Genomic DNA, 24647 nt, shown 5'->3' with positions numbered 1-24647 from the left:
TTCATGAAGAATTCTTTCTTATTTTGTTTTTTAGCACTCTCTTTTATTGGCTACAGCCAAAAAAAAGTATTACACACTAAATTTATTTCGGATAAAATTACTATCGATGGAAACCTAAATGAAGCGACATGGCAATCCGCAGCAATAGCGACTGATTTTATCATGTTTGAACCTGATAACGGCAAAAAAATTCCTGACAATAAAAGAACAGAGGTTCGCATAGTGTACGATAATGATGCCCTGTATATTGGTGCTACTATGTATGATGAAAATCCTGATAAAATCCTGAGAGAAATTACCCAAAGAGATAATTTTGGCACTGCTGATCTATTTGGCGTTTTTATAAATGGTTTTAATGATGGGCAACAAGATTTTCAATTTTTTGTCAATGCAGCAGACGGTCAGGCTGATTGCATCATGACAGACACCAATGGCGAAGATTATTCCTGGGATGCCGTATGGAATAGCAAAGCAGTAATTACGAAAAAAGGCTGGATTGTAGAAATGCGAATTCCCTATGCAGCCTTGCGATTTTCGGGAGAAAAGAAACAAACTTGGGGACTTAATTTCTTTAGGGAAATACGACGAGACCGTCATAAATACACTTGGAATTTCATCGATTCTAAATTAGGCACCTTTACCCAGCAAACCGGAATTCTGGAAGGAATTGAAAATATAAAACCACCTACCCGACTCTTTCTTTTGCCGTATTCTTCCTTTTATGTAAATGCAAACAGCCAAGAAAAAACTATCGGGACACTCAAAGGCGGATTGGATTTGAAGTACGGAATAAATGATGCTTTTACTCTGGACATGATCCTTGTGCCTGATTTTGGACAAACAAAATTTGATGATAAAATTCTAAATCTCGGTCCTTTTGAACAGCAATTCAACGAAAACAGACCTTTTTTTACAGAGGGAACGGATTTGTTCAGCAAAGGCAATCTACTATATTCCAGACGGATTGGGGGAACGCCCTCCTACAAACTAAATAAAAATGAATCGTTTGCGGAAGCCCCAAATATTAGTCTTATTAATGCCTTTAAAATTTCGGGACGAACTAAAGACGGATTAGGAATAGGAATTTTGAACGCTGTTACTAAAAATACCCCAACGACTATTTTCAACAATGAAAGCAGGGCATTAAGAACTGAACTTGAACCTCTGGCTAACTATAGTGTATTGGTTTTAGACCAGCGCTTTCGCAAAAACTCCTCAGTTGCATTTGTAAACACCAATGTAACTCGGAACGGACATTTTCGTGATGGGAATGTTACGGCATTAGTTTGGGATTTGAATACAAAAAAGAACACCTACAACATTTCGGGAGATTTTAAGTACAGTTACATAAATGATACAGAAGAGAAAACAGGGATTAACTCCCAATTGAATTTCTCTGAAACCAGCGGAAAATTTCGTTACGGGCTGGGCGCTGATATCACAACTAAAAATTTCGATAACAATGATTTAGGAATCAATTTCGAGACTAATTATTATAGCATTTATGGCAATTCCAGTTATCGAATATTGAATCCAACGAAGTATTTCAACACTTTTAATGCTCGAATAAATATGTATTCCCAATTTCAAAAAGAAACTGGCAAAGTGCAGTCCAGCAACATCAGCTTTCAGATTAACTCAAATAACAAAAAAAATCATTATTTTGGAATGGGAATTGATGCCAATCCATTAGAAACATTTGATTATTATGAACCCAGATCGGCAGATCGATTTGTAATAAAACCAACCAAAATTGGTGGCTTTGTTTATCTTTCTTCAAATTATAATAATCCATTTGCAATTAATTTTAACCCTTCATTTGCAATTTTTGATGAAACCGGAAGAAACTCTTATGGGTTTTCTTTAGGTCCGAGATACCGATTTAGCGATAAATTATCTTTGAATTACAATTTCAACTTTTTGAGACAAAACAATAACAAAGGGTATGTAGACAGTGTGAATGACGACATGAATGCAACCACACCAAACACAATTGTTTTTGCCAATAGAAATGTAATTACGTATTCTAATACTCTTTCAGGGAAATATTCATTAAACAGTCAGATGACTTTTAATCTCTCAATACGTCAATACTGGTCGTATGCTGAAAACAAAAACGCATTGTCATTGCAACAAAACGGCAGATTGGCTAATTTCATGGCCTACACTAGCAATAAAAATTCCAGTTTTTACTCCTGGAATACGGATTTATCCTATTCCTGGTGGTTTGCCCCCGGTAGCCAAGTGTCCGTTCTCTATCGAAATAATGCAGCTGCATTTGAAAGAAATATTAATAAAGAATTTGGTGAGAATGTGACTAATTTATTGAACAACGAAGCACTAAGTCATGTTTTTTCGATAAGCATTCGCTATTTTATAGATTACAATGAGGTTAAGAACAAATTCTAAAATACGTTTATTTCAAAAAAGTCCCTTTTCTATAGCAAAATAATCATTATTTGCAGGTGATCCCCTTAGAATGAATAATAGTGTTTTTTATTCATTCGAACCTTTTTAGAAATGTTTTATCTTTGTTTAAAATAAATTTCCATGAACAAAAAAGTAATTCTTATGATTCTGGATGGTTGGGGAAAATCTCCTGACCCAAAAGTTTCTGCAATCGACAATGCCAATATCCCTTTTATTAATAGCCTATATAAAAATTACCCCAGTGCTCAACTACGAACTGACGGTTTAAATGTTGGACTTCCTGAAGGCCAAATGGGAAACAGTGAAGTAGGACACATGAATCTTGGCGCAGGTAGAATTGTATATCAGGATTTAGCTAAGATTAACCTTGCTGTTGCAAATGAAACTTTAGCAAAGGAGCCCGTTTTAGTTGATGCTTTTACGTATGCCAGAACACACAATAAAAAAGTACATTTTTTAGGCCTAGTTTCTGATGGTGGTGTACACTCACACACCTCTCATTTGCGCGGTTTGATTGATGCTACACAACAACACGGATTACAAAAAGTTTTCGTTCATGCTTTCACGGACGGTCGCGATGTGGATCCAAAATCCGGTACACATTACATTCAGGATTTACAGAATTATATGGCGAATACTACTGTAAAACTGGCTTCGGTTGTGGGACGCTATTATGCAATGGATCGGGACAAACGCTGGGAAAGAGTAAAATTAGCTTACGATTTATTGGTAAACGGAATTGGGACACCTACCACAAATGCAGTAGCTTCTATCCAAGAAAGCTATGAAGTCAATGTAACGGATGAATTTATTCACCCAACAGTTATGGTGGATGAACTAGGCAAACCTGTAGCAACCATAGAAGATGATGATGTGGTTATTTTCTTTAATTTCAGAACGGATAGAGGAAGAGAACTAACCGAAGTATTGACACAAATAGATTGTCATGAGCAAAACATGCACAAACTCAATTTGTATTATGTGACGCTAACCAATTATGATGAAACCTACAAAAACATAAAAGTCGTATATAACAAAGATAATATCACGGAAACCCTTGGGGAAGTTTTAGAAAAAGCCCATAAAAAGCAAATTCGTATTGCCGAAACGGAGAAATATCCTCACGTGACTTTCTTCTTTTCTGGCGGGAGAGAACAGCCTTTTCTTGGCGAAAGCCGCATCCTGAAAAACTCTCCAAAGGTAGCCACGTATGATTTACAACCGGAAATGAGTGCCTTTGAATTAACAGAATCTTTAGTTTGTGAACTAGAGAAAGAAGAGGTAGATTTTGTTTGCCTAAATTTTGCCAATGGGGATATGGTAGGACACACCGGAATTATGAGTGCTGCCATACAAGCCTGTGAAGCCGTTGATAAATGCGTAGCAAAAGTAATCACAACTGCATTAGCGCATAATTACACTACCATTGTCATTGCAGATCACGGGAACTGTGAAACGATGATCAATCCTGATGGAAGTCCAAACACCGCACATACGACTAATCCCGTTCCCATTATTTTAGTAGACAACGACTTGAAAACCATTCATGATGGAGTTCTTGGCGACATTGCTCCAACAATCTTGGAATTAATGGGAGTGGAAAAACCTGCTGTTATGACCTGTCATTCCTTACTTTAAGGATACTAAGTAAGTCGAAAGTTTAAAAGTCGTAAAGTCTAAAGAATTAACTTTAAGTAAAACCGCTTTAAATCAGATTGTTACATAATTTTATCCTGATTTTAAAATACGACATTATACCATGGTTATTACTTACATACAAATGTCCCAATAAAAAACTACTTGATTCAAGTAGTTTTTTATTACAAAAAAAAGTTAAATACTTTTATGTTTGATAGCGTTACTATTATATTTGCAAACAAGAAACAATCACTAACAAGAAAGCATGAATTCTACTGTACTTGTGTTCAATAGCAAATAAAAGATGGGTAATAACCCTACGAATCAAACTAAATTCAAACACAATGAAAATATTTTACACAATCACCCTTTTTTTAATGACCCAAATAAGTATTGGGCAAATCGTTGATTCGATTCAAATCAAAAAAGAGTTTACTAATATAGAACAGGCTTTAAAGGAGCCCGAAAAAGTGTTCCGCCTAAATTTGAGTAATCAAACCTTAAAATTGGACAGCCTTAACTGGTCAAAATTCATAAATCTTGAGTACTTAAGTTTGAAAAATGATCATTTAACGGTAATTCCAAAAGAAATAACACTACTAAAAAAACTTAAAGTACTAGAATTAAGCGGAAATGATTTTTCAGTATTGCCAGAAGATTTTTGGAAGTTAAAAAGCTTAGAAGAACTTTTTTTAAACGATGAAACAAATTTAAATTTAGAGGCGAATATAGAAATAATGAGCAAAATGAAATCTTTACGAATATTACATTTAGAAAATGACAATTTAAACAATATGCCATCATCCATCAGTAGTTTAAAAAATTTAGAATTTTTATATTTGAACAACAATCAATTTAAAGAAATTCCAAAAGAAATCAAACAATTAAAACACTTACAATTACTCGAAATAAAAGATAATAAAATTATGGTTCCAGAGCGGTCTACAGAAAATTTGAATTTTGGTTTTAGAGTAAATCTATAGAACAGGCAGAAAAAACAGAGTAGCAACCATTCACGGACTGAACGTTTTAGTATGGTGGCCGTATTAAAACGAGTAGTTGCTACATTTTTATTTGTTTTTAACAAAAGTAAAGAACTTGGGCAGTACAAAAAACGACTAGCTCTATTGCAATTTATTCAGTTCGTCTGAATGATCCTGCTAATTATGGTGCGCTAAGCATCCGCTTTAACCAAATATAGGATCTGAAATTAAAGAAATTATCCCTAGAAATTAGAGAATAAATGTATCTAAATTCAATGCTTACAATATATTTAGTAAAACACTTTTTTATAGCTGGTAATGCTACTATATTTATATAAAATTTCAATAAAATGAATACGGTTCTCTCCAATTTAAAAATACAAATCAACGAAAAAATCTATGTAAAGGATCCTGAGACATCAGCTTTAGGAAAAAAAATCATAGAGCAAAGTATCCTTTTAATCCATGAGATTGGCTTTGATAATTTTACTTTCAAGAAATTAGGAGAGAAAATCAAATCTAATGAAAGTTCCATCTATCGGTATTTTGAGAACAAACATAAATTACTGGTTTATTTATCGTCCTGGCATTGGAGTTGGATGGAATACAAGCTAGTTTTTGCAACCACAAATGTTTTGGATCCCAAAGAAAAACTCAGAAAAGCCATTACAATTGTTACTGAAAAAATAACGAATGACAATAGTGCCTTATACATTAACGAGGCCGTTCTAAATAAAATTATCATTTCAGAATTTACTAAAACGCTACATACCAAAGAAATCGATCAGGAAAACAAGGAAGGTTTTTTCTTGATTTACAAAAGAGTAATCAATAGAATTGTGGCTATTGTAAAAGAAGTAAATCCGGAATACCCCTTTTCAAAATCCCTAATTTCAACAATTGTTGAAGGAAGTTTGCACCAACATTTTTTAATGGATCATTTAAAAACCATCACAGATTGTACTGATTCTGAGAGCACCACTGATTTTTATCAAAATCTTGCAGAAAAAGTTTTAAGTTAAAAAAAAAAAAAAAAAAAAACACTCCCATTATGACTCCCTTAAAACGATTTTACAATCTACTTGAATTAGATAAAAAAGACGTCTATCAAATATTTTTTTACGCCATTTTTGCCGGACTACTCAGTTTGTCCCTTCCACTGGGAATACAGGCAATTACAAATTTTATCCAATCCGGAAGAGTTAGCGCATCATGGATTGTGCTAATCATTTTAGTCATTTTTGGTGTGGCATTAGTGGGTATTTTATCCATCATGCAATTGCGGATTACGGAAAACTTACAACAAAAAATATTTGTACGTTCCTCTTTTGAGTTTGCTGCACGACTGCCTAAAATAAAATCAAAAGAATTATACTACAGCTATCCGCCGGAGCTAGCCAATCGTTTCTTTGACACAATGATAATTCAAAAAGGGACTTCAAAGTTACTAACTGATTTCTCTGCAGCATTGTTACAAATTGTTTTCGGGATAATATTATTGTCCTTATACCATCCTTACTTTATCATATTTGGTGTTTTACTGCTTGCATTGCTGTATTTTATTTTTAAATTTTCTTTTAAATCCGGACTGGAAACGAGCTTAAAAGAATCTAAATTCAAATACAAGGTAGCGAGTTGGCTACAAGAAATAGCTCGCAATAATTTTAGTTTTAGAAACGAGCTAAATTATGATTTTGCTTTAAAAAAAACCAACATGATTGTAACCGATTACCTGGTGTATCGAGATAAACATTTTAATGTGATCAAAAAACAATTTACGCATTTGATTATTTTCAAAGTCATCATTACCGGAAGTTTACTATCCATCGGTGGATTCTTAGTTTTATCTCAACAAATGAATATTGGCCAATTTGTAGCTGCTGAAATTATTATTTTATTAGTTATCAATTCCGTCGAAAAAATAATTATTGGATTGGAAACTTTTTATGACGTACTCACATCTATTGAAAAAATTGGAGAGGTAACGGACTTAGAATTAGAAAATTCTTCCATTGTTAACAGCGACATCTGTTACAATAAAATCTCAATGGAAATAGAAAACCTTACATTCAAATTTCCAGATTCAGAAAAAGAAATTTTAAACTCTATTTCATTAAAAATAGAACAAGGAGACCGAATTGTAATAAATGGAGAAAATGGCTCTGGAAAAACAACTTTAATTAGGATATTATCCGGCTTATTGCAGCCTACCAGCGGTTCCTTTTATGTAAATGACGATACTTTTCGTAAAATAAACATAAAACAATACCTCTCGCAAATAGGAAGTGTCATTTATGGAGAGAAACCTTTTGAGGGAACCTTGCAAGAAAATATTACTTTTAACGATCCTTCCGTCAGTTCCGAAGATATAAAATGGGCGGTAGACGGAGTACAACTCACCTCTTTTATCAAATTGTTCCCTAAAGGATTAGACACCCGAATTTACCCAGAAGGACGACAATTATCCTCGTCTAACGCGCAAAAAGTACTATTAGCCAGAAGCATCATTCACAAACCCAAAATACTTTTTTACGAAGACCCAACTGACACCATGGATGAAAAAGTAGCTAATGAAATTATAGATTTTATTACATCCGATAAAAATAAATGGACGATTATCGTATCCTCAAAAAACCCGTATTGGGAAACCAAATGCAATCGAAAAATCACGATGAAAAATGGGCATATTCAACTTGATTTAAAAAAATAATTAGTCATGCTAAACATTTCAGACAACAAAATAAAACTGCAACAGCTAGACCAATACGAAGCGGTCAAAAATCTAACAAACAGGCCGCATTATAAAATTTTAAATAAAATTATAGCGGGTGTTTCCATAATTGGTATAATTGCACTTTTCTTGCCATGGACTCAAAATATTTCTGGTACTGGAGCTGTTACCACCTTAAAACCAAGTCAAAGACCACAATCTATCCAAAGTATAATCTCCGGTCGAATTGAAAAATGGTACGTTCAGGAAGGCGATTTTGTCAAGAAAGGCGACACCATACTCTTTATCTCAGAGATCAAAGAAGATTATATGGATCCAAATTTAGTGCAAAATACCAAAAGTCAGATCGATGCCAAAAAACAATCTTTGCAATCTTATGGGTCTAAAGTAAGCACGCTTTTAGAACAAATTCAAGCCATTGAAAGGGAGAAAGTCTTAAAACTAGAACAAGCACAAAACAAAATAAAACAATCGGTTTTAAAAATAGAAAGTGACAGTATGGATCTTGTTGCGGTAAAAACCCAACTAAAAATTGCAACTACACAATACAATCGATCCGTACAATTGAACAAAGAAGGCTTGAAACCGCTAACTGATATTGAAGAAAAAAGATTAAAACTGCAGGAAGTTGAAGCTAAAATCATCACTCAAGAAAACAAGTACTTAATCAGTAAAAACGAGTTGATCAATGCAAAAGTAGAAATAAACCGAATAAGTGCGGAATATACCGAAAAAGTTTCTAAAGCAAATAGTGAGAAATTCACAGCGCTCAGCAGCCAGTTTGAAACAGATGTTCAAGTCTCTAAACTGGAGAATCTATACGCAAACTACAGCATCCGTAATGGAATGTATTACATCAAAGCATCCCAAAACGGCTATATCAACAGGGCCTTGCAATCCGGCCTTGGGGAAACAGTGAAAGAAGGCACTCCAATAGCCACTATCATGCCCTCAGATTATGATATCGCTGTGGAAACATTTGTAAATCCAATCGATTTGCCATTATTAGCGAAAGGTGAAAAAGTACGCGTTTGGTTTGATGGATGGCCTACTATTGTTTTTTCAGGATGGCCTAATATGTCTTACGGAACTTTTGGAGGTGAAATTGTAGCTATTGAAAATTTCATTAGCGTCAATGGAAAATACCGAGTTTTGATTGCTCCAGATAAAAACGAAGACAAATGGCCTGTTCAATTAAGTATTGGTGCTGGTGCGCAAACAATCGCTTTATTGGACAATGTCCCTGTATGGTTCGAGCTGTGGAGAACCTTGAACGGATTTCCGCCTAATTATTACAAACCTTCGCCTACAATAACAACAGAAAAAAAATAATGAAACAGATATTTTTAGCATTTTTATTCTTCGGGCTTTCTGCGGGTGCTCAAGAAAAAATATCCAACGAACTGACCTTTACTGAATTTCTGGGGTATGTAAAAAAGTACCATCCCTTAGTGAAAAATGCCAATTTAGAGATCAGTAAATCCCAAGCTAATTTGATGATGGCCCGTGGTGGTTTTGACCCAAAAATTGAAGTTGATTTCAGTGAAAAACAATTCAAAGGCAGCGAATATTATTCCATTTTAAACAGCAGTTTCAAAATACCTACATGGTATGGCATCGAGATTAAAGCGGGCTTCGATAATAGTGAAGGCGTGTATTTGAATCCCCAAAACACGCTTCCCAATCAAGGATTAACTTCGCTAGGAGTGACCATTCCGCTTGGGCAAGGTTTGTTTATAAATCAAAGGATGGCTGATGTTCGAAAAGCCAAAATGCAAATGCAACTGAGTCTGGCAGAACGAAAACTGCAGGCCATTGTGGTTTTATATGATGCTTCATTGGCGTATTTCAATTGGAAAAAAAACTTCAACGAAGTTGCCTTGTACCAGGAATACAACCAGAATGCACAAATTCGTTTCAAAGGAATTCAATCGTTAATCATTCAAGGGGACAAACCCTCCATTGATAGTGTTGAAGCAGGAATTATTGTAAAAAACAGAAAGCTGAGCCTGGAAGATTCAAACCTAAAATTGGCTAAAGCCAAGTTAGAACTGGCAACTTTTCTTTGGCTAGAAAACAACATTCCGCTGGAATTATCCGATGCCTTAATTCCTGAAATACAATTAGAATTTACCATTCAGGAAAGTTTAAAAACCAATGCCTTATTGAATTCAGATTTCTCCATCACCAATCACCCCAAAATAAATGCATTGCAAAGCAAAATTGATATGCTGAATGTGGAACGAAAACTAAAAGCCAACATGCTTTTGCCTAAAATTGATGTGGGGTACTCTTATATTTCAGAACCCAGTTATATTGACAACTATCAATTTGAGGATTATAAAATTGGATTGGATTTCTATTTTCCTTTATTTCTTAGAAAAGAACGCGGTAGTTTGAAACTGGCAAAATACAAAGTACAGGAATCTGAATTTGTATTGGATTTGGAAAAAGTGCAGTTGACTAATAAAATCAATGCCCAAAAACTAGAAATCAAATCACTCTTAAAACAACAGGAGTTAATCAAAGATTTAGTGCAAGACAATCTCATCATGCTAAATTCAGAGGAACGTTTGTTCTCTTTTGGTGAAAGCTCGTTGTTTTTAATCAATATCCGGGAAAATAATTTAGTTACGGCACAACTTTCGAAAATAGCATTAGAAAACCGTTTTTACATCTCTAATTCGGACCTTTTTAAAATCATGGCCAATCCGGATTAAATACTTATAAAATTGTATTTTTGCAACTTGAAAAAATGAAATTATGATTATTATAAAATCCCGTGAAGAAATAGAATTAATGCGCGAAAGTGCGCTGATCGTATCAAAAACATTAGGAATGATTGCTTCTGAAATCAAAGAAGGAGTTACCACATTATACCTGGATAAATTAGCCGAAACCTTCATTCGCGACCATGGAGCTGAACCAAGTTTTCTTGGCTTATATGGTTTTCCAAACTCCCTTTGCATGAGTCCAAACGCACAAGTAGTCCATGGAATTCCAAATAACAAACCATTAGAAAGCGGGGATGTAATCTCGGTAGATTGTGGAGCTTACAAAAATGGATACCATGGCGATCATGCGTACTCTTTTGAAATTGGCGAAGTGGCTCCGGAAACTAAAAAACTATTACAGATAACCAAAGAATCCTTATATATCGGAATCCGAGAATTTAAAATAGGAAACCGCGTGGAAGATGTGGGCAATGCCATTCAAAAATATACCGAATCATATGGATACGGTGTCGTACGGGAATTAGTGGGTCATGGCGTAGGACAAAAAATGCATGAAGATCCTGAGATGCCTAATTATGGCAAAAAAGGAAGAGGCAAACTTTTTGTAGAAGGGATGGTTGTTGCCATTGAGCCGATGATTAACATGGGAACTAGAAACATCAAGCAACACAAAGACGGCTGGACAATCACGACAGCTGACGGAAAACCAAGTGCCCATTTTGAACACGACGTAGCCATTATCGATGGAAAACCAGAAATTTTATCCACTTTTGCTTATGTTTATAAATCGTTAGGAATTGTAAGTACAGAAGAAAATGAGTTTAGACGAGAGCCTTTAATATTGTAACTATTTAAATGGCAAACACGAATTTCACGGATTTACACTAATTCATATCATACTAAAGATTACTATCGTTATAAAAAATGGAAGAAATTTACCTAAAAGAAGAATCCTATAAAATCATTGGTCGCTGTATGGAAGTACATAAAATTTCAGGTAAAGGCCACAGTGAGAAAGTATACGGAGATGCTTTAGAGTATGAATTCAAGAAAAATGAAGTCCTTTTTAAACGAGAATCAAAGTATAATATAGAATACAAAGACATCATCTTACCTAGTTACTATTTTGCTGATTTTGTCATTTACGACAAAATTATTTTAGAAATAAAAGCCATACAAAGTCTTTCTAGTGGAGAAATAAAACAAACATTAAACTATTTAGCAGCTTCACAAAATAAACTTGGACTACTTGTTAATTTTGGTGAAGACAGTCTTAAATATAGAAGAATAATTCTTTAACAACCTACGATTCATAAAATTCATTTTACATCATCTTAAGTTCGTGTAAATTTGTGAAATTTGTGTTTTAATTTATTCCAAATTGTGAAAAAACTTTTCAAACTCGTACTAAATACAATTCCCCGTCCATTACTTATTCGTTTAAGCTATGTTGCTAGGCCAGTTTTGGCATTGGCTTTGAAAGGGAATTCCTTTACAGATCCAATTGACGGAAGAAGCTTTAAAACTTTTTTACCTTACGGTTACGGAACACAAAGAAATAATGTGCTTTCACCAAGTACCCTTTCATTAGAGAGACACCGTTTATTATGGTTGTACTTAAATGAAAAAACTGATTTTTTTACGTCTCCAAAAAAAGTTTTACATTTTGCACCGGAACAAGCTTTTTATAAACTGTTTCGAAACCAGAAAAATCTAGATTACACGACAACCGATTTGTTTTCACCGTTAGCAGATGTGAAAGCAGACATTTGTAATTTACCTTTTGAGGACAATCAATACGATGTTATTCTGTGCAATCATGTTTTAGAACACATTCCGGATGATACCAAAGCAATGCAGGAACTGTATCGGGTTTTGAAACCGGGCGGAATGGCAATTTTACAAATTCCACAGGATTTATCCAGAGCCACCACTTTTGCAGATGATTCTATTACGGATCAAAAAGAACGTGCTAAAATATTTGGTCAATACGATCATGTCCGTATTTATGGCCGCGATTATTTTGATAAATTACGAAGTATCGGCTTCAAAGTAATCGAAGAAGAGTATACTAATAAAATTGCACCTGAATTAGTAGAAAAATATTGTTTGGCCAAAGGGGAAATTATCCCGGTTTGTTTCAAATAATTCAAAGTATAAATTTACACCATAAAAAAACCTGCTAAAGTTACTTTTTAGCAGGTTTTTAGTTTATTAGTGCGTCAGTTTATTTTTTTCATAAGCCGTTTATTTGTAATAAAAATAATCAGTTAGTCTTTAAGACCGGAACGAATTAAAACGATTTTGACAGCTATTACTTTCGAAATAATTAATGTAAAAACTAGATGAACCAAAGACAAAAGGTAATTGCTATATTTACACAATCTTACGTTTTATAAAATGGAAAACCCTTTGCTCAAAATAGCCGCTTTTATGCTTACTGCATTTTATTCCTGCGTTTCTTTGGCACAAATAGAAAAAGAAGTTGCTCCGCCATACCACATTAAAACCATTTCATTTGTTCAAAATGACCAAACTATAATTCCAATTTTAAAACTAGGCGAAGGATTTCAATTGCAATTTGATGATCTTTTTGGCAATGAAGCCAATTATTATTACGAAATAATTCATTGCGATTACAGCTGGAATCCAACGGCAATACCTAAAAACGAATATTTAGAGGGTTTTGACAACCAAAGAATTCAGGAGTACACCAACTCTTTTAATACTTTACAAATCTATTCGCATTACAAATTAGCCATTCCAAATCAATTTACGCTCCAATTAAAAATCAGCGGAAATTACATGATAAAGGTTTTAGATGAAAATAAAGACATCCTGTTTTCGAGAAAATTTATTTTATACGAAGATCTGGTCACGGTTCCCATTCAAGTAAAACGAGCACGAACAATCAGCACTATCGAATTGAAACACAATTTAGATTTTGCGATTAAATCCAATTCCATTGTTTTCCAAACTCCGTTGCGGAATGTCAAACTGTTATTACTTCAAAACGGACAACTAAATAGCGGTATAAAAAATATAATTCCGCAGTATACGATAGGAAATGATTTGATCTACAAATACGATACTGAAACGCAGTTTTGGGCGGGAAATGAGTTTTTGTTTTTCGAAAATAAAGACATCAGAGCCGCAAACAACAACATTGGTCGGGTAGACTTTGACACCCCTATTTATGGTTCTTTTTTATACACTAATGCTGCTAGAGCCAATTTTCCGTATTCTTTTACCCAAGATGTTAATGGGGCTTTTGTAGTCAAGAATATAAGCGCTGCTGACAGCGAATTCGAAGCGGATTATGCCTGGGTCTATTTCAGTCTTTCGGCCCCCACTTTCAGAATGAATAAAAATATTTATGTTGCCGGTATGTTCAATAACTACGCATTAATCCCTGAATATAAAATGGACTATAATCCTAAAAAAGGGCTTTATGAAAAGGCTATTTTAATAAAACAAGGGTTTACAAACTTTCAATACCTTGTTGCGGATGACAAAGGAGTTCTGGATCCAGAAAATGCGATAGATGGCAATTTTTATCAAACAGAAAATGAATATACCATAGTAGTCTATTACAGAGAAAACATAGGTCGTTATGACAGGGCTGTGGGCAAAGGAATGGCAAATTCAATAAACACCATCAATTAAAAAAACTTTCATAAAATTCAACAAAACGATACCCTTTTTTTGTAAATTTGTTAGTATTAAACTCCTACACACCCATTTAATATGGTTTCTCAAATAACAAGAGGTATAAAAATTTCAGTATTGACTAGTTTTGAAGGTACGTACGTTAAGAACTACAAGCTTCATTTTGCATTTAGTTATGAAATTACTATTGAAAACCACAGTAAAGATTCCGTTCAATTGATCTCGCGTCATTGGGAAATTTATGATTCCTTAAATGATATCGAAATTGTTGATGGCGAAGGGGTAATTGGGAAAAAGCCTGTTTTAAAACCTGGCGAATTTCACACCTATAGTTCCGGTTGTCTATTATCATCCCCTTATGGTGCGATGAAAGGGTATTTTAACATGATTAATTTTACCTCAACAAAAAACTTCAAAGTCATTGTACCTACCTTCCGATTGTGTGCTCCCTTTGCTTTAAATTAATTTTTTTCGCTTAAAATATTCCTTTTTCTTATTCCTATTTTATCAATTTTAAAATTATCCTTTGTACTTTTGCAGTACAGTAATTTTTTGATAAAATATCGAGTAATTTATTTTTTAATTTTCTAATCTTAATCTCTTCAAACAGATTATCAAATTACAATATCATGCTAAAAGGATTTTTTCATGCGCCAAAAGCAGTAAACGAACCAGTAAAAGGGTATGCGCCAAATTCACCTGAAAAAGCCGCCGTACAAGCCGCTTATACTAAAATGTGGAATTCTAAAATTGACGTACCATTATATATAGGAAGCGAAGAAATTAGAACAGGGAATACCAAAACAATGTCAGCGCCTCATGACCACAAACATAGTGTAGGAACGTATCATCTTGCCGAAAAATCACATATCGAGAAAGCTATTGCAAATGCATTAGAGTCAAGAACAGCTTGGGCTAACATGGCTTGGGAACAGCGCGCAGCCATTTTCCTTAAAGCCGCTGAATTAATTGCTGGCCCTTACAGAGCCAGAATTAATGCCGCAACCATGATTGCTCAGTCTAAAAATGTTCATCAGGCCGAAATTGATGCGTCATGTGAGCTAATTGACTTTTTGCGTTTCAACGTAGAATTCATGACTCAAATATATGGAGACCAGCCGGCATCCACCTCAGATATGTGGAACCGTCTAGAGTACAGACCTCTTGAAGGATTTGTATATGCGATCACGCCTTTTAACTTTACTGCAATTGCCGCAAATCTTCCAGCAAGCGCCGCAATGATGGGGAACGTTGTAATCTGGAAACCAAGTGATAGTCAAGTTTTTTCTGCGCAAATTATAATCGAAGTGTTCAAAGAAGCTGGTGTTCCTGATGGAGTTATCAATGTAGTTTTTGGAGACCCTTTAATGATTACCGATACCATTCTGGCAAGTCGGGATTTTGCTGGAATTCACTTTACAGGTTCCACTCACGTATTCAAAGATATCTGGGCAAAAATTGGAACAAACATTCACCATTACAAAACGTACCCAAGAATCGTGGGGGAAACAGGCGGAAAAGATTTCATCATAGCGCATTCAAGCGCTAACCCTAAACAAGTTTCTACGGGAATTGTTCGAGGCGCATTTGAATTCCAAGGGCAAAAATGCTCTGCAGCCTCTAGATCTTATGTCCCACAAAGCTTATGGCCCGCTGTAAAAGAGCAAATTATTGCGGATGTAAAATCAATGAAAATGGGATCTCCAGAAGATTTTAGTAATTTTATTACTGCCGTTATTCATGAAGGCTCCTTTGATAAATTGGTCAGTTTTATAGACCAAGCCAAAAAAGATACTGATGCGGAGATTATCGTTGGTGGGAACTATGACAAATCAGTTGGATACTTTATTGAGCCAACGGTAATTGTAACGACTAATCCTCATTATACCACCATGGCAACTGAATTATTTGGACCAGTTATGACTATTTTTGTGTATGAAGATGCAAAATGGGAAGAAACACTAGAATTGGTAGATACAACGTCTGAATACGCATTAACAGGAGCCGTTTTCAGTCAGGACCGTTACGCCATTGAAGTGGCGACAGTGAAATTACAAAATGCTGCCGGTAACTTCTATATTAATGACAAACCAACGGGTGCCGTTGTAGGGCAACAACCTTTTGGCGGAGCAAGAGCTTCAGGAACCAATGACAAAGCAGGTTCTCCATTGAACTTATTGCGCTGGGCTTCTCCAAGAACAATCAAAGAAACTTTCGTTACTCCGGTAGATTACAGATACCCTTTCTTAGGAGAATAGCTATAATGAGGAATTCACCTCACCAAACAATGTATTTCATAAAAAATCCCAAGATTCAAAACAATTGAATCTTGGGATTTTTTTTAGGACTAGACGTTAACACCAAAAAAACGCTGTTATCCAATAAATACTTTTCCAAACTGATTGCCCCTTTGAAAACTATTTATAAACCACCCCAATTACATCCTTTGGATTGTTTTTGTTACTTTATTAAAAAAGCGCAATGAAACTTTAGCGATTTTTGACTTCCCTTTTATTTTTCAGACAAATCGAATTCTATCTTTTCAAGAAAACAGACTGGCCTTTATCGAAAATAATTTCAATTAATTGATTCGTCTTTGGAAAGAATTAATTAGCCCAATAAAATAAAAAACAATACTAAAATTATAATTAGTTCAATTTTTTGGCTTTAAAAAGAAACAAAAAACATTTTTTAAGGTTAATTACTATTATATAAAATAAAAAATTAAGATAAGATTAGGATTTTTAACTTAAAATTTAGATTTTTGAAGAATATAACCAAAAATCATAACTATGAAACTAAAGTTTAATGGATTCTTAGTACTACTACTAGTACTTGTGACGCAATTGACCTTTGCACAAGAACGATCTGTTTCAGGGATCGTTTCTGATAATGCAGGAATGCCTATCACGGGAGTCAGTGTATTAGTAAAAGGGACTAAATCAGGGACACAAACTGATTTTGACGGAAAATTTTCAATCAAAGCTACATCAAGCCAAATCTTGATTTTTAGCTATATTGGAATGAAAACTCAGGAAAGAGTAGCAAATTTCGAGAACTTGAAGGTTAAACTTATGGAAGACTCACAAGCTCTAGAAGAAGTCGTAATTACATCTCAAGGTATAAAAAGAGAGAAACAAGCAATTGGTTACGCAGTTAGCCAAGTTAAAGCAAAAGATCTAGAACAAAGGTCAGAAGGTGATATAGCTAGGGTTTTAAGCGGAAAGGCTTCAGGAGTGCAAATCATTAATGGTAGTGGTATTTCTGGTTCCGCAACAAACATCAACATTAGAGGTAACTACTCTGTTAGTGGATCATCTCAACCATTATTCATCGTTGATGGAGTTCCTTTTAGCTCAGACACGAATGCTAATGGTTCATTCATTAATGGTAACTCTGGTTCAAGTAGATTCTTGGATTTAGATCCGAACAACATTGAAAACGTAAGTATCCTAAAAGGATTTGCAGCTGCAACACTTTACGGAACTGAAGGTAGAAATGGTGTAATTTTAATTACTACAAAAAGTGGAAGTTTAAAAAAAGGACCTAAAAAAACAGAGATTTCTGTAAGTCAATCCCTTTTTGCTAACGAAATAGCATCTTTACCAGATTACCAAAATAAATTTGGTAACGGATTTGACCAAGCTTTTGGTAACTTCTACAGTAACTGGGGTCCTGGATTTTATCCAAATGGTATTGGTGGTTACACAAATCCAAATTCTGGAATTGCTGCTGATGGCACAATCAAACACCCATACGACAGAGCAAACTTAAATTCTGCTTTTCCAGAATATATTGGTAAAAGAGTACCTTATTCTGCAAAACCAAACAACGTTAAAGATTTTTTTAGAACAGGTATAGTTGCTAGTACTTCTGTTAATATTGCTGGAGCTTCAGCTGACGGAAAAACTAGTTTCAACTTTAACTTTGGTCATTTAGAAGATGAAGGATTTACACCTGGTAACAAATTAGGTAGAAATTCAATCTCTATTGGTGGTAAGTCTGCTTTAAGCAATAAATTTACAATTAGCGGAACTTTAAACTATTCAAATACTAATTTTAAAAGCCCACCAGTTGCTTTAAGTACAGGCTCAGGAGCTTCAGGAACAGGTTTGTCTGTGTTTTCAGATGTGTTTTACACACCTCGTAACGTAGACCTGATGGGATTACCTTTCCAAGATCCTATTACAGGAGGAAGTGTTTATTACAGAAATGATGGTGGAATTGTAAATCCAAATTGGACAGTAAACAATGCTTTCACATCACAATTAACAAATAGAGTTTTTGGTAATTCAGCTTTGAAATACGACATTAACGACAATTTGAACATAACGTATAGAGTAGGTATTGATAATTATACTGAAAGAAACGTTTCAGGAACTAATAAAGGTTCTGGAGGAGCATCTACCTCTGGACCGGTTTTAGGAGACTACAGAACATTTGATAACCTTAATACAATATGGGATCATAACATATTAGTAACCGGTCAGTACACGCTTACTGATAATTTAGGACTGAATTTCAGTGTAGGGGCAACTTCCAGATCTACTAAATATGACCGTCAGGGAGTTAATAGTGTAGAGCAATTAGGATTTGGAGTATTTAGACACTTCAACTTCAAAACACAAACGCCAATTCAGTACTCAGAAAGCCGAAATATTGCAGGTATCTATGGTCAAGTTGAACTTGATTATAATAAATGGGCTTATTTGACACTTTCTGAAAGAAAGGACTGGGTATCTAATACAAATATTAATACTTTGGATTACCCAAGTGCGAGTTTAGCGCTTATTCCAACAAAAATATTCTCTGAAATAGCATCAGATAAGGGTTTAAATTATTTGAAATTAAGAATGGGTTATGGTACCTCTGCTGGATTTGCAACAGGATATCCAGTTTCAAACAACGTAACATTAGCTCCAAGAGGAAACATAAACGATGCAGGAACTACATTTCCTATTGTATCAGCTTCAAATAACTTAGGAAATCCTAATTTGAGACCCGAACTATTGACTGAGATTGAACTTGGTTTTGATTCCAAATTTCTGAGTAATAGAGTAAGTTTAGATTTTTCTTATTTCAAAAGAAAAACAAAAGATTTAATTACCGACAGACCATTACCTCCAAGTTCTGGATTTGGATCAACAAAAACAAATATCGGTCAAATTGACGGAGAAGGTTTTGAAGTTGATTTAGGTGTAAGCGTTATAAATCACGCAAACAATGGATTTAACTGGGATGTTAGTGCTAACGTAACTAAATCTAAATCTATCGTTACTTCTTTAGGCCCTGACACAGAACAAATTGTTTATGATGGATATTCTAACTTAGGTAACGCTGCAATTCCTGGGCAACAATTTGGTATAATTGTAGGTAGTAGAATTCAAAGAGATGCTAATGGAAATAAAGTTGTAGAAAGTACTGGTTTGTATAAAATCGAACAAGGTATCTTTAACATTGGTAATCCAAACCCTGATTATATATTAAACGTTTCTAATAGTTTTTCATACAAAAATTTTAATTTTGGATTTTTAATTAATTATACAGCAGGTGGAGATATGTTTTCACAAACAATCGCAACTTTGTTAGGTAGAGGTCTTACAACTGATACAGTAGATAGATTAAATACATATATTCTTCCTGGTGTAAAAGCTGATGGATCTGTAAATGATATTCAAATCAACAATTCAGATAATTATTTCAGTAATATTATAGCTGGTGCTGACGAAATGAAAATTTATGACGCAACTGTAATTAGACTTTCTGAAATATCTTTTGGATATAACATACCACGTAAATTATTAGATAAAACCCCATTTGGAGCTCTATCTATATCTGTATCAGGTAACAACTTGTATTACAATGCTATAAATACTCCTAAAGGAATCAATTTCGACCCTAACGTAGCTGGTCTTGGAGTAGGTAATGGTAAAGGATTTGACCACTTGAATGGCCCAACGGCTAAAAGATATGGTTTTAGTATTAAAGCAAGTTTCTAAATTTAAAAATAACAATTATGAACAATACGAAAAAAATAGCAAGTGTAATAATTTTGTTCTTAGGGGCATTATTATACTCTTCTTGCGAGACAATAGACATGGATATGAAAGAGGATCCAAATGCATTATCTGTTGACAAGGCAGATGTGGATTTCTATTTAAATGGTGTTCAACGTTCTTTTGCACTTAACATGCAAGCTTATGGTAGAACAAGTATGGAAGTAACAAGGATGACTAATATGTTTGGTAGAAGTTATGAAAATGCTTATAGCCCTGCTACATTAGACTCAAAATGGGCAGTTTCTTATCAAACAGTTTTAAAGAACATCCAATTAATGAATGTTAAAGCTGCAGAAAAAGGATTGAAACGCCATATTGGTATGGGACAGGTATTAGAAGCATACACTATTGTTAACTTAGTTGACTTTTTTGGTGATGTCCCCTATACTGAAGCTTTATTAGGAGCTACTAATCTAAATGCAAAAGCAGATACTGGAGCTTCAATTTACAATGCTGCTTTAGTTTTACTAGATAAAGCAATTGTAAATTTTTCAGAAACTAGTCCAACAACAACTACTTTCAATGATTTTTATTACAATAAAGATTGGACTAAGTGGATTAAGTTAGCTAATTCTATTAAGATGAAAATCTACATTCAAAGAAGATTAGTTGACCCTTCAGCTATCGCTAGTTTTAATACTATTGTAGCAACAGGAAACTTTATGCAAACTGCTTCAGATGATTTCCAATTTGACTGGAATTCAAATGTTAACAACCCTGATGGAAGAAGTCCTTTATACAGAGACAACTATTTAACTACAGGTACTTCTGAATACCAATCAAACTGGTTTATGGATTTAATGCTAAGTGACAAGTCTATAGCTGACCCTAGAATGAAATTCTACTTCTACAGACAGTTAAACGGACAATCACCAATTGACCCTACTACATTAAAATGTTCTATTGAACCAGCTCCAGCTCACTACGTAGCCGGAGGTTATACTTACTGTACTGTAGCTAATGGATACTGGGGCAGAGATCATGGAGACAATTTTGGTATTCCACCAGATGCTGACAAGAAAACTGCTTATGGAGTTTATCCTGCAGGAGGTCGTTTTGATGATAACACATTTAAAACTGTAAATAACTTAAGTGGAGCTAAAGGAGATGGAATTACACCAATATTACTAAGTTCTACTATGGATTTCTACAGAGCTGAAGCTGCGTTATACGGAGGTATAGGAAGTGCAAAAGCATTTATTTTATCTGGAGTTCAAAAATCATTCACTAAAGTGAGAGCTTTTATATCTAGAGATGCTGGTGCTATAGTATCAACTGTACCTGCTACAACAAGAGATGTAACTTATATGAACGAAGTTGGAAATAAATTTGATGCTGCTACTTTAACAGGTCAAAGAGAAATTCTTGCGAAAGAATTGTTCATCTCGGTTTTCGGAAACGGAACAGATGCATACAACTTTTATAGAAGAACTGGATTCCCTCAAAGAATTCAACCAAATCTAGAACCAAATCCTGGGCAATTTATAAGATCATTTTTATATCCAGCAAATGAATCTTCTTCTAATTCAAATATGAAGCAAAAAACTAGCGTTTCAGCAAGAGTATTCTGGGATAACAATGCTACAACTGGATTTCCAATTGGTAACTAATAAATATTAAACATGAAAAAATATATAAAAAACTTAACGTATTGCTTACTTGCAATGGGCATGGTACTATTACAATCTTGTAGTAGTGATGAAAGTACTGCAGACAATGTACTTGCCAACACTACAAGAGGCGCAATTTTAAGAACTTTAAAAGTAAACCAATCTACTTTTAATTTCTTTGATACAACTTCTAAATGGTCAGTAAATATTGAAGAACAAGATAGTAAAAATGGAGATCTTCTATCAGAAGTTAGATTGTATGTAAAACACACTAAAAATGGAGTAACAAGTGCCGAAAAATTAGTGAAATCATATTCCGCAACAGCCTTTCCAAAAGGATCTAATAATTTACCTACAGGTGAAGTAAGTGCTACACTTGCTGAGACTCTGGCTAAATTAGGGCTTACAACCGGAGGTTACACTACATCCGATAAATTTACAATGAGATTAGAATTAGTGTTAACGGATGGTAGAACATTTACTAATACTAACTCTTCTAGTACAGTTGTAGGTGGAGTTTACTTCTCATCAGGATTTGTATATTCAGTTCAATTCTTTTGTCCATTAGCTAGTGCAGCTGCTTTCAATGGTAACTACAAAGTAACCGCTGATGCTTGGGCTGACTACGCAGTTGGAGATATAGTGCCTGTTCAATACGTATCCACTGATGGATTGTATACATTTAGAATTAGAAATACAAACAATCCATACTTAAACAATCCTTCGACATCCTATATGATAGTAACAATCAACCCTTCAAATGCAGTGGCAACTGTTACTGCTAATGAGCAGTTCGACTACACAGGCTGGATGAAGGTAACAGTGACTGGATCAGGATCTGTAGGTTCTTGTACTGGGGACATTAACTTAAGATTAAACTTCAGTGGATCGTCACAAAATCAAACTTTTACCTTAGTTAAAATTTAGATTAAATAAATTTCCATATATCTAAAACCACCATCATTACGATGGTGGTTTTTTTTTATATATTTGCACCATGGAAAAAGAACATCAAATATTTGGGATTAGAGCTATAATCGAAGCCATACAAGCAGGCGCAACAGTAGACAAAGTCTACATTCAGAAGGAAGCGAGCAGCGAACTGATGAAAGACTTAATGAAAGTGATGAAGCGCGGTAATATTAACTTTTCTTATGTTCCGGTTGAAAAACTAAATAGATTAACGCCTAATAACCATCAAGGTGCAGTGGCAACCATATCCCCTATCTCCTTTTTTGATTTAGAAACGTTGATTGAATCTGTAATTGAAAACGGGAAAAAACCATTGTTCTTAATATTAGATCAAATCTCTGATGCGCGTAATTTTGGCGCTATCATCAGAACTGCTGAATGCACCGGCGTAAACGGTATTATTGTCCAAAAAGCAGGCTCAGCTCCTGTGAATGGTGATACGGTAAAAACCTCTGCAGGAGCTGTATTCAATATTCCAATTTGCAAAGTAGAACACATCAAAGATGCTATTTTCTTATTGCAAGCAAGCGGTATCAAAACAGTTGCTGCAACTGAAAAAACAGATCAAAACATCTATGATATCTCTTTGAACGAGCCTGTTGCCATAATTATGGGATCTGAGGATCGTGGTGTAAACCCATCTGTATTGAAGATTGTTGACGAAAAAGCTAAACTTCCCATGTTTGGAACTATTGGTTCTTTAAATGTATCCGTAGCTTGTGGTGCTTTTTTATACGAAGCGGTAAGACAGAGAAGTTAATTTCCAAACCCTTCCCAAAGAATAGGGAACCAAAACAAATTCACTAAAAATGAATCAAGACTCCCGTTTTGATTCATTTTTTTTATGCGCTACAACAGTGTAACAAATCGGGAGACTACACCAATAAAAAGAAGCAAATTCCTCAGGCTCGTCTCTCGGAAGATTTACAAAATTACCGTTGGCATCAAAACGCTGCATGAATTTATCCGCCAAGGGATCATAATCCGGATGTTCCCAATCATACTTAAGGACTTTTTTATACTCTGGAGTTTTATATACTAACGTAAGAAGGAATCCAGAGAGCAACCCTCCCAGGTGACCTTCCCAAGAAATAGACTTATTACCTGGAATCTCAGGACTTGGAAAAACATACCAAACTAAACCTCCATAAACAACAATCACGGCAAGAGACAAGGCTATTAATCGATTGTACTTTGTTTGAATTCCCTTAAAAAAAATAAAACTAAACAACACATAAATCAAACCACTGGCTCCAATATGGTAATTCTCCCGACCAATAATCCACGTGATAAATCCAGACAATAGAATTCCATACCCAACAACCGCCAACGATTGTTTCGCATAGAAAAATTGTAAAGCGACCAATAATACCAATACAGGTATCGAGTTGTTGTACAAATGCTCTATATCACTATGAATAAAAGGACTGAACAAGATTCCTTGCAGACCTGAAAATGTTCGAGGGTAAATACCGTTTTGGACAAAGTCAAAATCAAATCGGATTTCGAGCCAAAAGACAAACCACAGGAATACTACAAAAAAAAGAGGCAGTCCAATAACTAAATTCGTGAATTTAAAATGTTTGTCCATGAATCCTACTTGTTTATACTATCATCTTAATTCAAAAACTTCTCCAAAAGCAATTTAATGCAATTTTGTCATAGTACAACCCAAGAGTAAAATTAAACACATGAATTCCTAGCCCAGATGGAAACGGCATCCCACGCTTTTTTGCGTGGATATAGTGTACAGCTGGAAATAGCTCCGAAAAATAAATTTGACAATCATAAATGGGCTTAGATTAAAAAAAATATTAATT

18 protein-coding genes are annotated in these 24647 nt (G+C 34.6%); 17 read left to right on the top strand and 1 reads right to left on the bottom strand.

The genetic code is table 11. The features are described from left to right. Window positions 1–3 precede the first annotated feature (3 nt). The 17 genes from EKL99_RS06415 (at window position 4) to rlmB (ending at window position 23587) form a co-directional block, all read left to right on the top strand. A complete protein-coding gene (locus tag EKL99_RS06415; protein WP_126576603.1) occupies window positions 4–2409 on the top strand; it encodes a DUF5916 domain-containing protein in 2406 nt (801 codons plus the stop codon). A gap of 141 nt (window positions 2410–2550) precedes the next feature. After that, window positions 2551–4068 carry a 2,3-bisphosphoglycerate-independent phosphoglycerate mutase gene (gpmI, locus tag EKL99_RS06410; protein ID WP_126576602.1) on the top strand — a complete coding sequence of 506 codons (1518 nt, stop codon included), beginning with the start codon at window positions 2551–2553 and terminating at the stop codon, window positions 4066–4068. A 344-nt stretch (window positions 4069–4412) separates the two neighbouring features. Beyond that, a complete protein-coding gene (locus EKL99_RS06405; RefSeq protein WP_126458839.1) occupies window positions 4413–5051 on the top strand; it encodes a leucine-rich repeat domain-containing protein in 639 nt (212 codons plus the stop codon). A gap of 350 nt (window positions 5052–5401) precedes the next feature. After that, on the top strand, window positions 5402–6073 hold the full coding sequence (locus EKL99_RS06400) for a TetR/AcrR family transcriptional regulator (protein ID WP_126458836.1): 672 nt from the start codon (window positions 5402–5404) through the stop codon (window positions 6071–6073). A 29-nt stretch (window positions 6074–6102) separates the two neighbouring features. Continuing rightward, entirely contained in the window at window positions 6103–7761 is a 1659-nt protein-coding gene (locus tag EKL99_RS06395) for a peptidase domain-containing ABC transporter (protein WP_126458833.1), read from the top strand. Window positions 7762–7767: 6 nt separating this feature from the next. After that, window positions 7768–9114: an HlyD family secretion protein gene (locus EKL99_RS06390; RefSeq protein WP_126458830.1), complete on the top strand. Its 1347-nt coding sequence runs from the start codon at window positions 7768–7770 to the stop codon at window positions 9112–9114. Then, complete coding sequence (locus EKL99_RS06385) at window positions 9114–10502, top strand: TolC family protein (protein WP_126458827.1); 1389 nt, start codon at window positions 9114–9116, stop codon at window positions 10500–10502. The genes EKL99_RS06390 and EKL99_RS06385 overlap by 1 nt, the downstream gene beginning before the upstream one ends. 43 nt (window positions 10503–10545) lie before the next feature. Next, entirely contained in the window at window positions 10546–11364 is an 819-nt protein-coding gene (map, locus tag EKL99_RS06380; RefSeq protein WP_126568115.1) for a type I methionyl aminopeptidase, read from the top strand. A gap of 77 nt (window positions 11365–11441) precedes the next feature. Then, window positions 11442–11816, top strand: a complete 375-nt coding sequence (locus EKL99_RS06375) for a GxxExxY protein (protein WP_126568113.1) — start codon at window positions 11442–11444, stop codon at window positions 11814–11816. Window positions 11817–11900: 84 nt separating this feature from the next. Continuing rightward, window positions 11901–12665, top strand: a complete 765-nt coding sequence (locus EKL99_RS06370) for a class I SAM-dependent methyltransferase (RefSeq protein ID WP_126568112.1) — start codon at window positions 11901–11903, stop codon at window positions 12663–12665. Between the two features lie 252 nt (window positions 12666–12917). Beyond that, entirely contained in the window at window positions 12918–14183 is a 1266-nt protein-coding gene (locus EKL99_RS06365) for a DUF5103 domain-containing protein (RefSeq protein WP_370274147.1), read from the top strand. 81 nt (window positions 14184–14264) lie between these two features. Beyond that, window positions 14265–14651 carry a Co2+/Mg2+ efflux protein ApaG gene (apaG, locus tag EKL99_RS06360; RefSeq protein ID WP_126451805.1) on the top strand — a complete coding sequence of 129 codons (387 nt, stop codon included), beginning with the start codon at window positions 14265–14267 and terminating at the stop codon, window positions 14649–14651. A gap of 164 nt (window positions 14652–14815) precedes the next feature. After that, the gene (gene pruA / locus EKL99_RS06355; protein ID WP_126458822.1) at window positions 14816–16444 is read left to right on the top strand and encodes an L-glutamate gamma-semialdehyde dehydrogenase; all 1629 of its coding nucleotides are present in this window, start codon (window positions 14816–14818) and stop codon (window positions 16442–16444) included. A 534-nt stretch (window positions 16445–16978) separates the two neighbouring features. Next, window positions 16979–20185, top strand: a complete 3207-nt coding sequence (locus EKL99_RS06350; RefSeq protein ID WP_126554566.1) for a SusC/RagA family TonB-linked outer membrane protein — start codon at window positions 16979–16981, stop codon at window positions 20183–20185. 17 nt (window positions 20186–20202) lie between these two features. Then, window positions 20203–21855: a SusD/RagB family nutrient-binding outer membrane lipoprotein gene (locus tag EKL99_RS06345; protein WP_126458816.1), complete on the top strand. Its 1653-nt coding sequence runs from the start codon at window positions 20203–20205 to the stop codon at window positions 21853–21855. A 60-nt stretch (window positions 21856–21915) separates the two neighbouring features. After that, window positions 21916–22782 carry a hypothetical protein gene (locus EKL99_RS06340; RefSeq protein ID WP_126458813.1) on the top strand — a complete coding sequence of 289 codons (867 nt, stop codon included), beginning with the start codon at window positions 21916–21918 and terminating at the stop codon, window positions 22780–22782. Window positions 22783–22852: 70 nt separating this feature from the next. Continuing rightward, window positions 22853–23587 carry a 23S rRNA (guanosine(2251)-2'-O)-methyltransferase RlmB gene (gene rlmB, locus EKL99_RS06335; RefSeq protein WP_126458809.1) on the top strand — a complete coding sequence of 245 codons (735 nt, stop codon included), beginning with the start codon at window positions 22853–22855 and terminating at the stop codon, window positions 23585–23587. 54 nt (window positions 23588–23641) lie between these two features. Here the strand turns inward: rlmB and EKL99_RS06330 are convergent, their stop codons facing one another. After that, window positions 23642–24418 carry a rhomboid family intramembrane serine protease gene (locus tag EKL99_RS06330; RefSeq protein WP_126576601.1) on the bottom strand — a complete coding sequence of 259 codons (777 nt, stop codon included), beginning with the start codon at window positions 24416–24418 and terminating at the stop codon, window positions 23642–23644. Window positions 24419–24647: the final 229 nt, after the last annotated feature.

Origin of the sequence: Flavobacterium sp. ZB4P23, from assembly GCF_003970375.1 — a bacterium.
Taxonomy (GTDB): Bacteria; Bacteroidota; Bacteroidia; order Flavobacteriales; family Flavobacteriaceae; genus Flavobacterium.
The sequence above is the reverse complement of the archived record's forward strand: the minus strand, read 5'-3'. Positions and strand labels throughout refer to the sequence as shown.

Coding starts and splice junctions, on each gene's coding strand:
- EKL99_RS06415 (WP_126576603.1), top strand. CDS start 4: ATGAAGAATTCTTTCTTATTTTGTTTTTTAGCACTCTCTTTTATTGGC.
- gpmI (WP_126576602.1), top strand. CDS start 2,551: ATGAACAAAAAAGTAATTCTTATGATTCTGGATGGTTGGGGAAAATCT.
- EKL99_RS06405 (WP_126458839.1), top strand. CDS start 4,413: ATGAAAATATTTTACACAATCACCCTTTTTTTAATGACCCAAATAAGT.
- EKL99_RS06400 (WP_126458836.1), top strand. CDS start 5,402: ATGAATACGGTTCTCTCCAATTTAAAAATACAAATCAACGAAAAAATC.
- EKL99_RS06395 (WP_126458833.1), top strand. CDS start 6,103: ATGACTCCCTTAAAACGATTTTACAATCTACTTGAATTAGATAAAAAA.
- EKL99_RS06390 (WP_126458830.1), top strand. CDS start 7,768: ATGCTAAACATTTCAGACAACAAAATAAAACTGCAACAGCTAGACCAA.
- EKL99_RS06385 (WP_126458827.1), top strand. CDS start 9,114: ATGAAACAGATATTTTTAGCATTTTTATTCTTCGGGCTTTCTGCGGGT.
- map (WP_126568115.1), top strand. CDS start 10,546: ATGATTATTATAAAATCCCGTGAAGAAATAGAATTAATGCGCGAAAGT.
- EKL99_RS06375 (WP_126568113.1), top strand. CDS start 11,442: ATGGAAGAAATTTACCTAAAAGAAGAATCCTATAAAATCATTGGTCGC.
- EKL99_RS06365 (WP_370274147.1), top strand. CDS start 12,918: ATGGAAAACCCTTTGCTCAAAATAGCCGCTTTTATGCTTACTGCATTT.
- apaG (WP_126451805.1), top strand. CDS start 14,265: ATGGTTTCTCAAATAACAAGAGGTATAAAAATTTCAGTATTGACTAGT.
- pruA (WP_126458822.1), top strand. CDS start 14,816: ATGCTAAAAGGATTTTTTCATGCGCCAAAAGCAGTAAACGAACCAGTA.
- EKL99_RS06350 (WP_126554566.1), top strand. CDS start 16,979: ATGAAACTAAAGTTTAATGGATTCTTAGTACTACTACTAGTACTTGTG.
- EKL99_RS06345 (WP_126458816.1), top strand. CDS start 20,203: ATGAACAATACGAAAAAAATAGCAAGTGTAATAATTTTGTTCTTAGGG.
- EKL99_RS06340 (WP_126458813.1), top strand. CDS start 21,916: ATGGTACTATTACAATCTTGTAGTAGTGATGAAAGTACTGCAGACAAT.
- rlmB (WP_126458809.1), top strand. CDS start 22,853: ATGGAAAAAGAACATCAAATATTTGGGATTAGAGCTATAATCGAAGCC.
- EKL99_RS06330 (WP_126576601.1), bottom strand. CDS start 24,418: ATGGACAAACATTTTAAATTCACGAATTTAGTTATTGGACTGCCTCTT.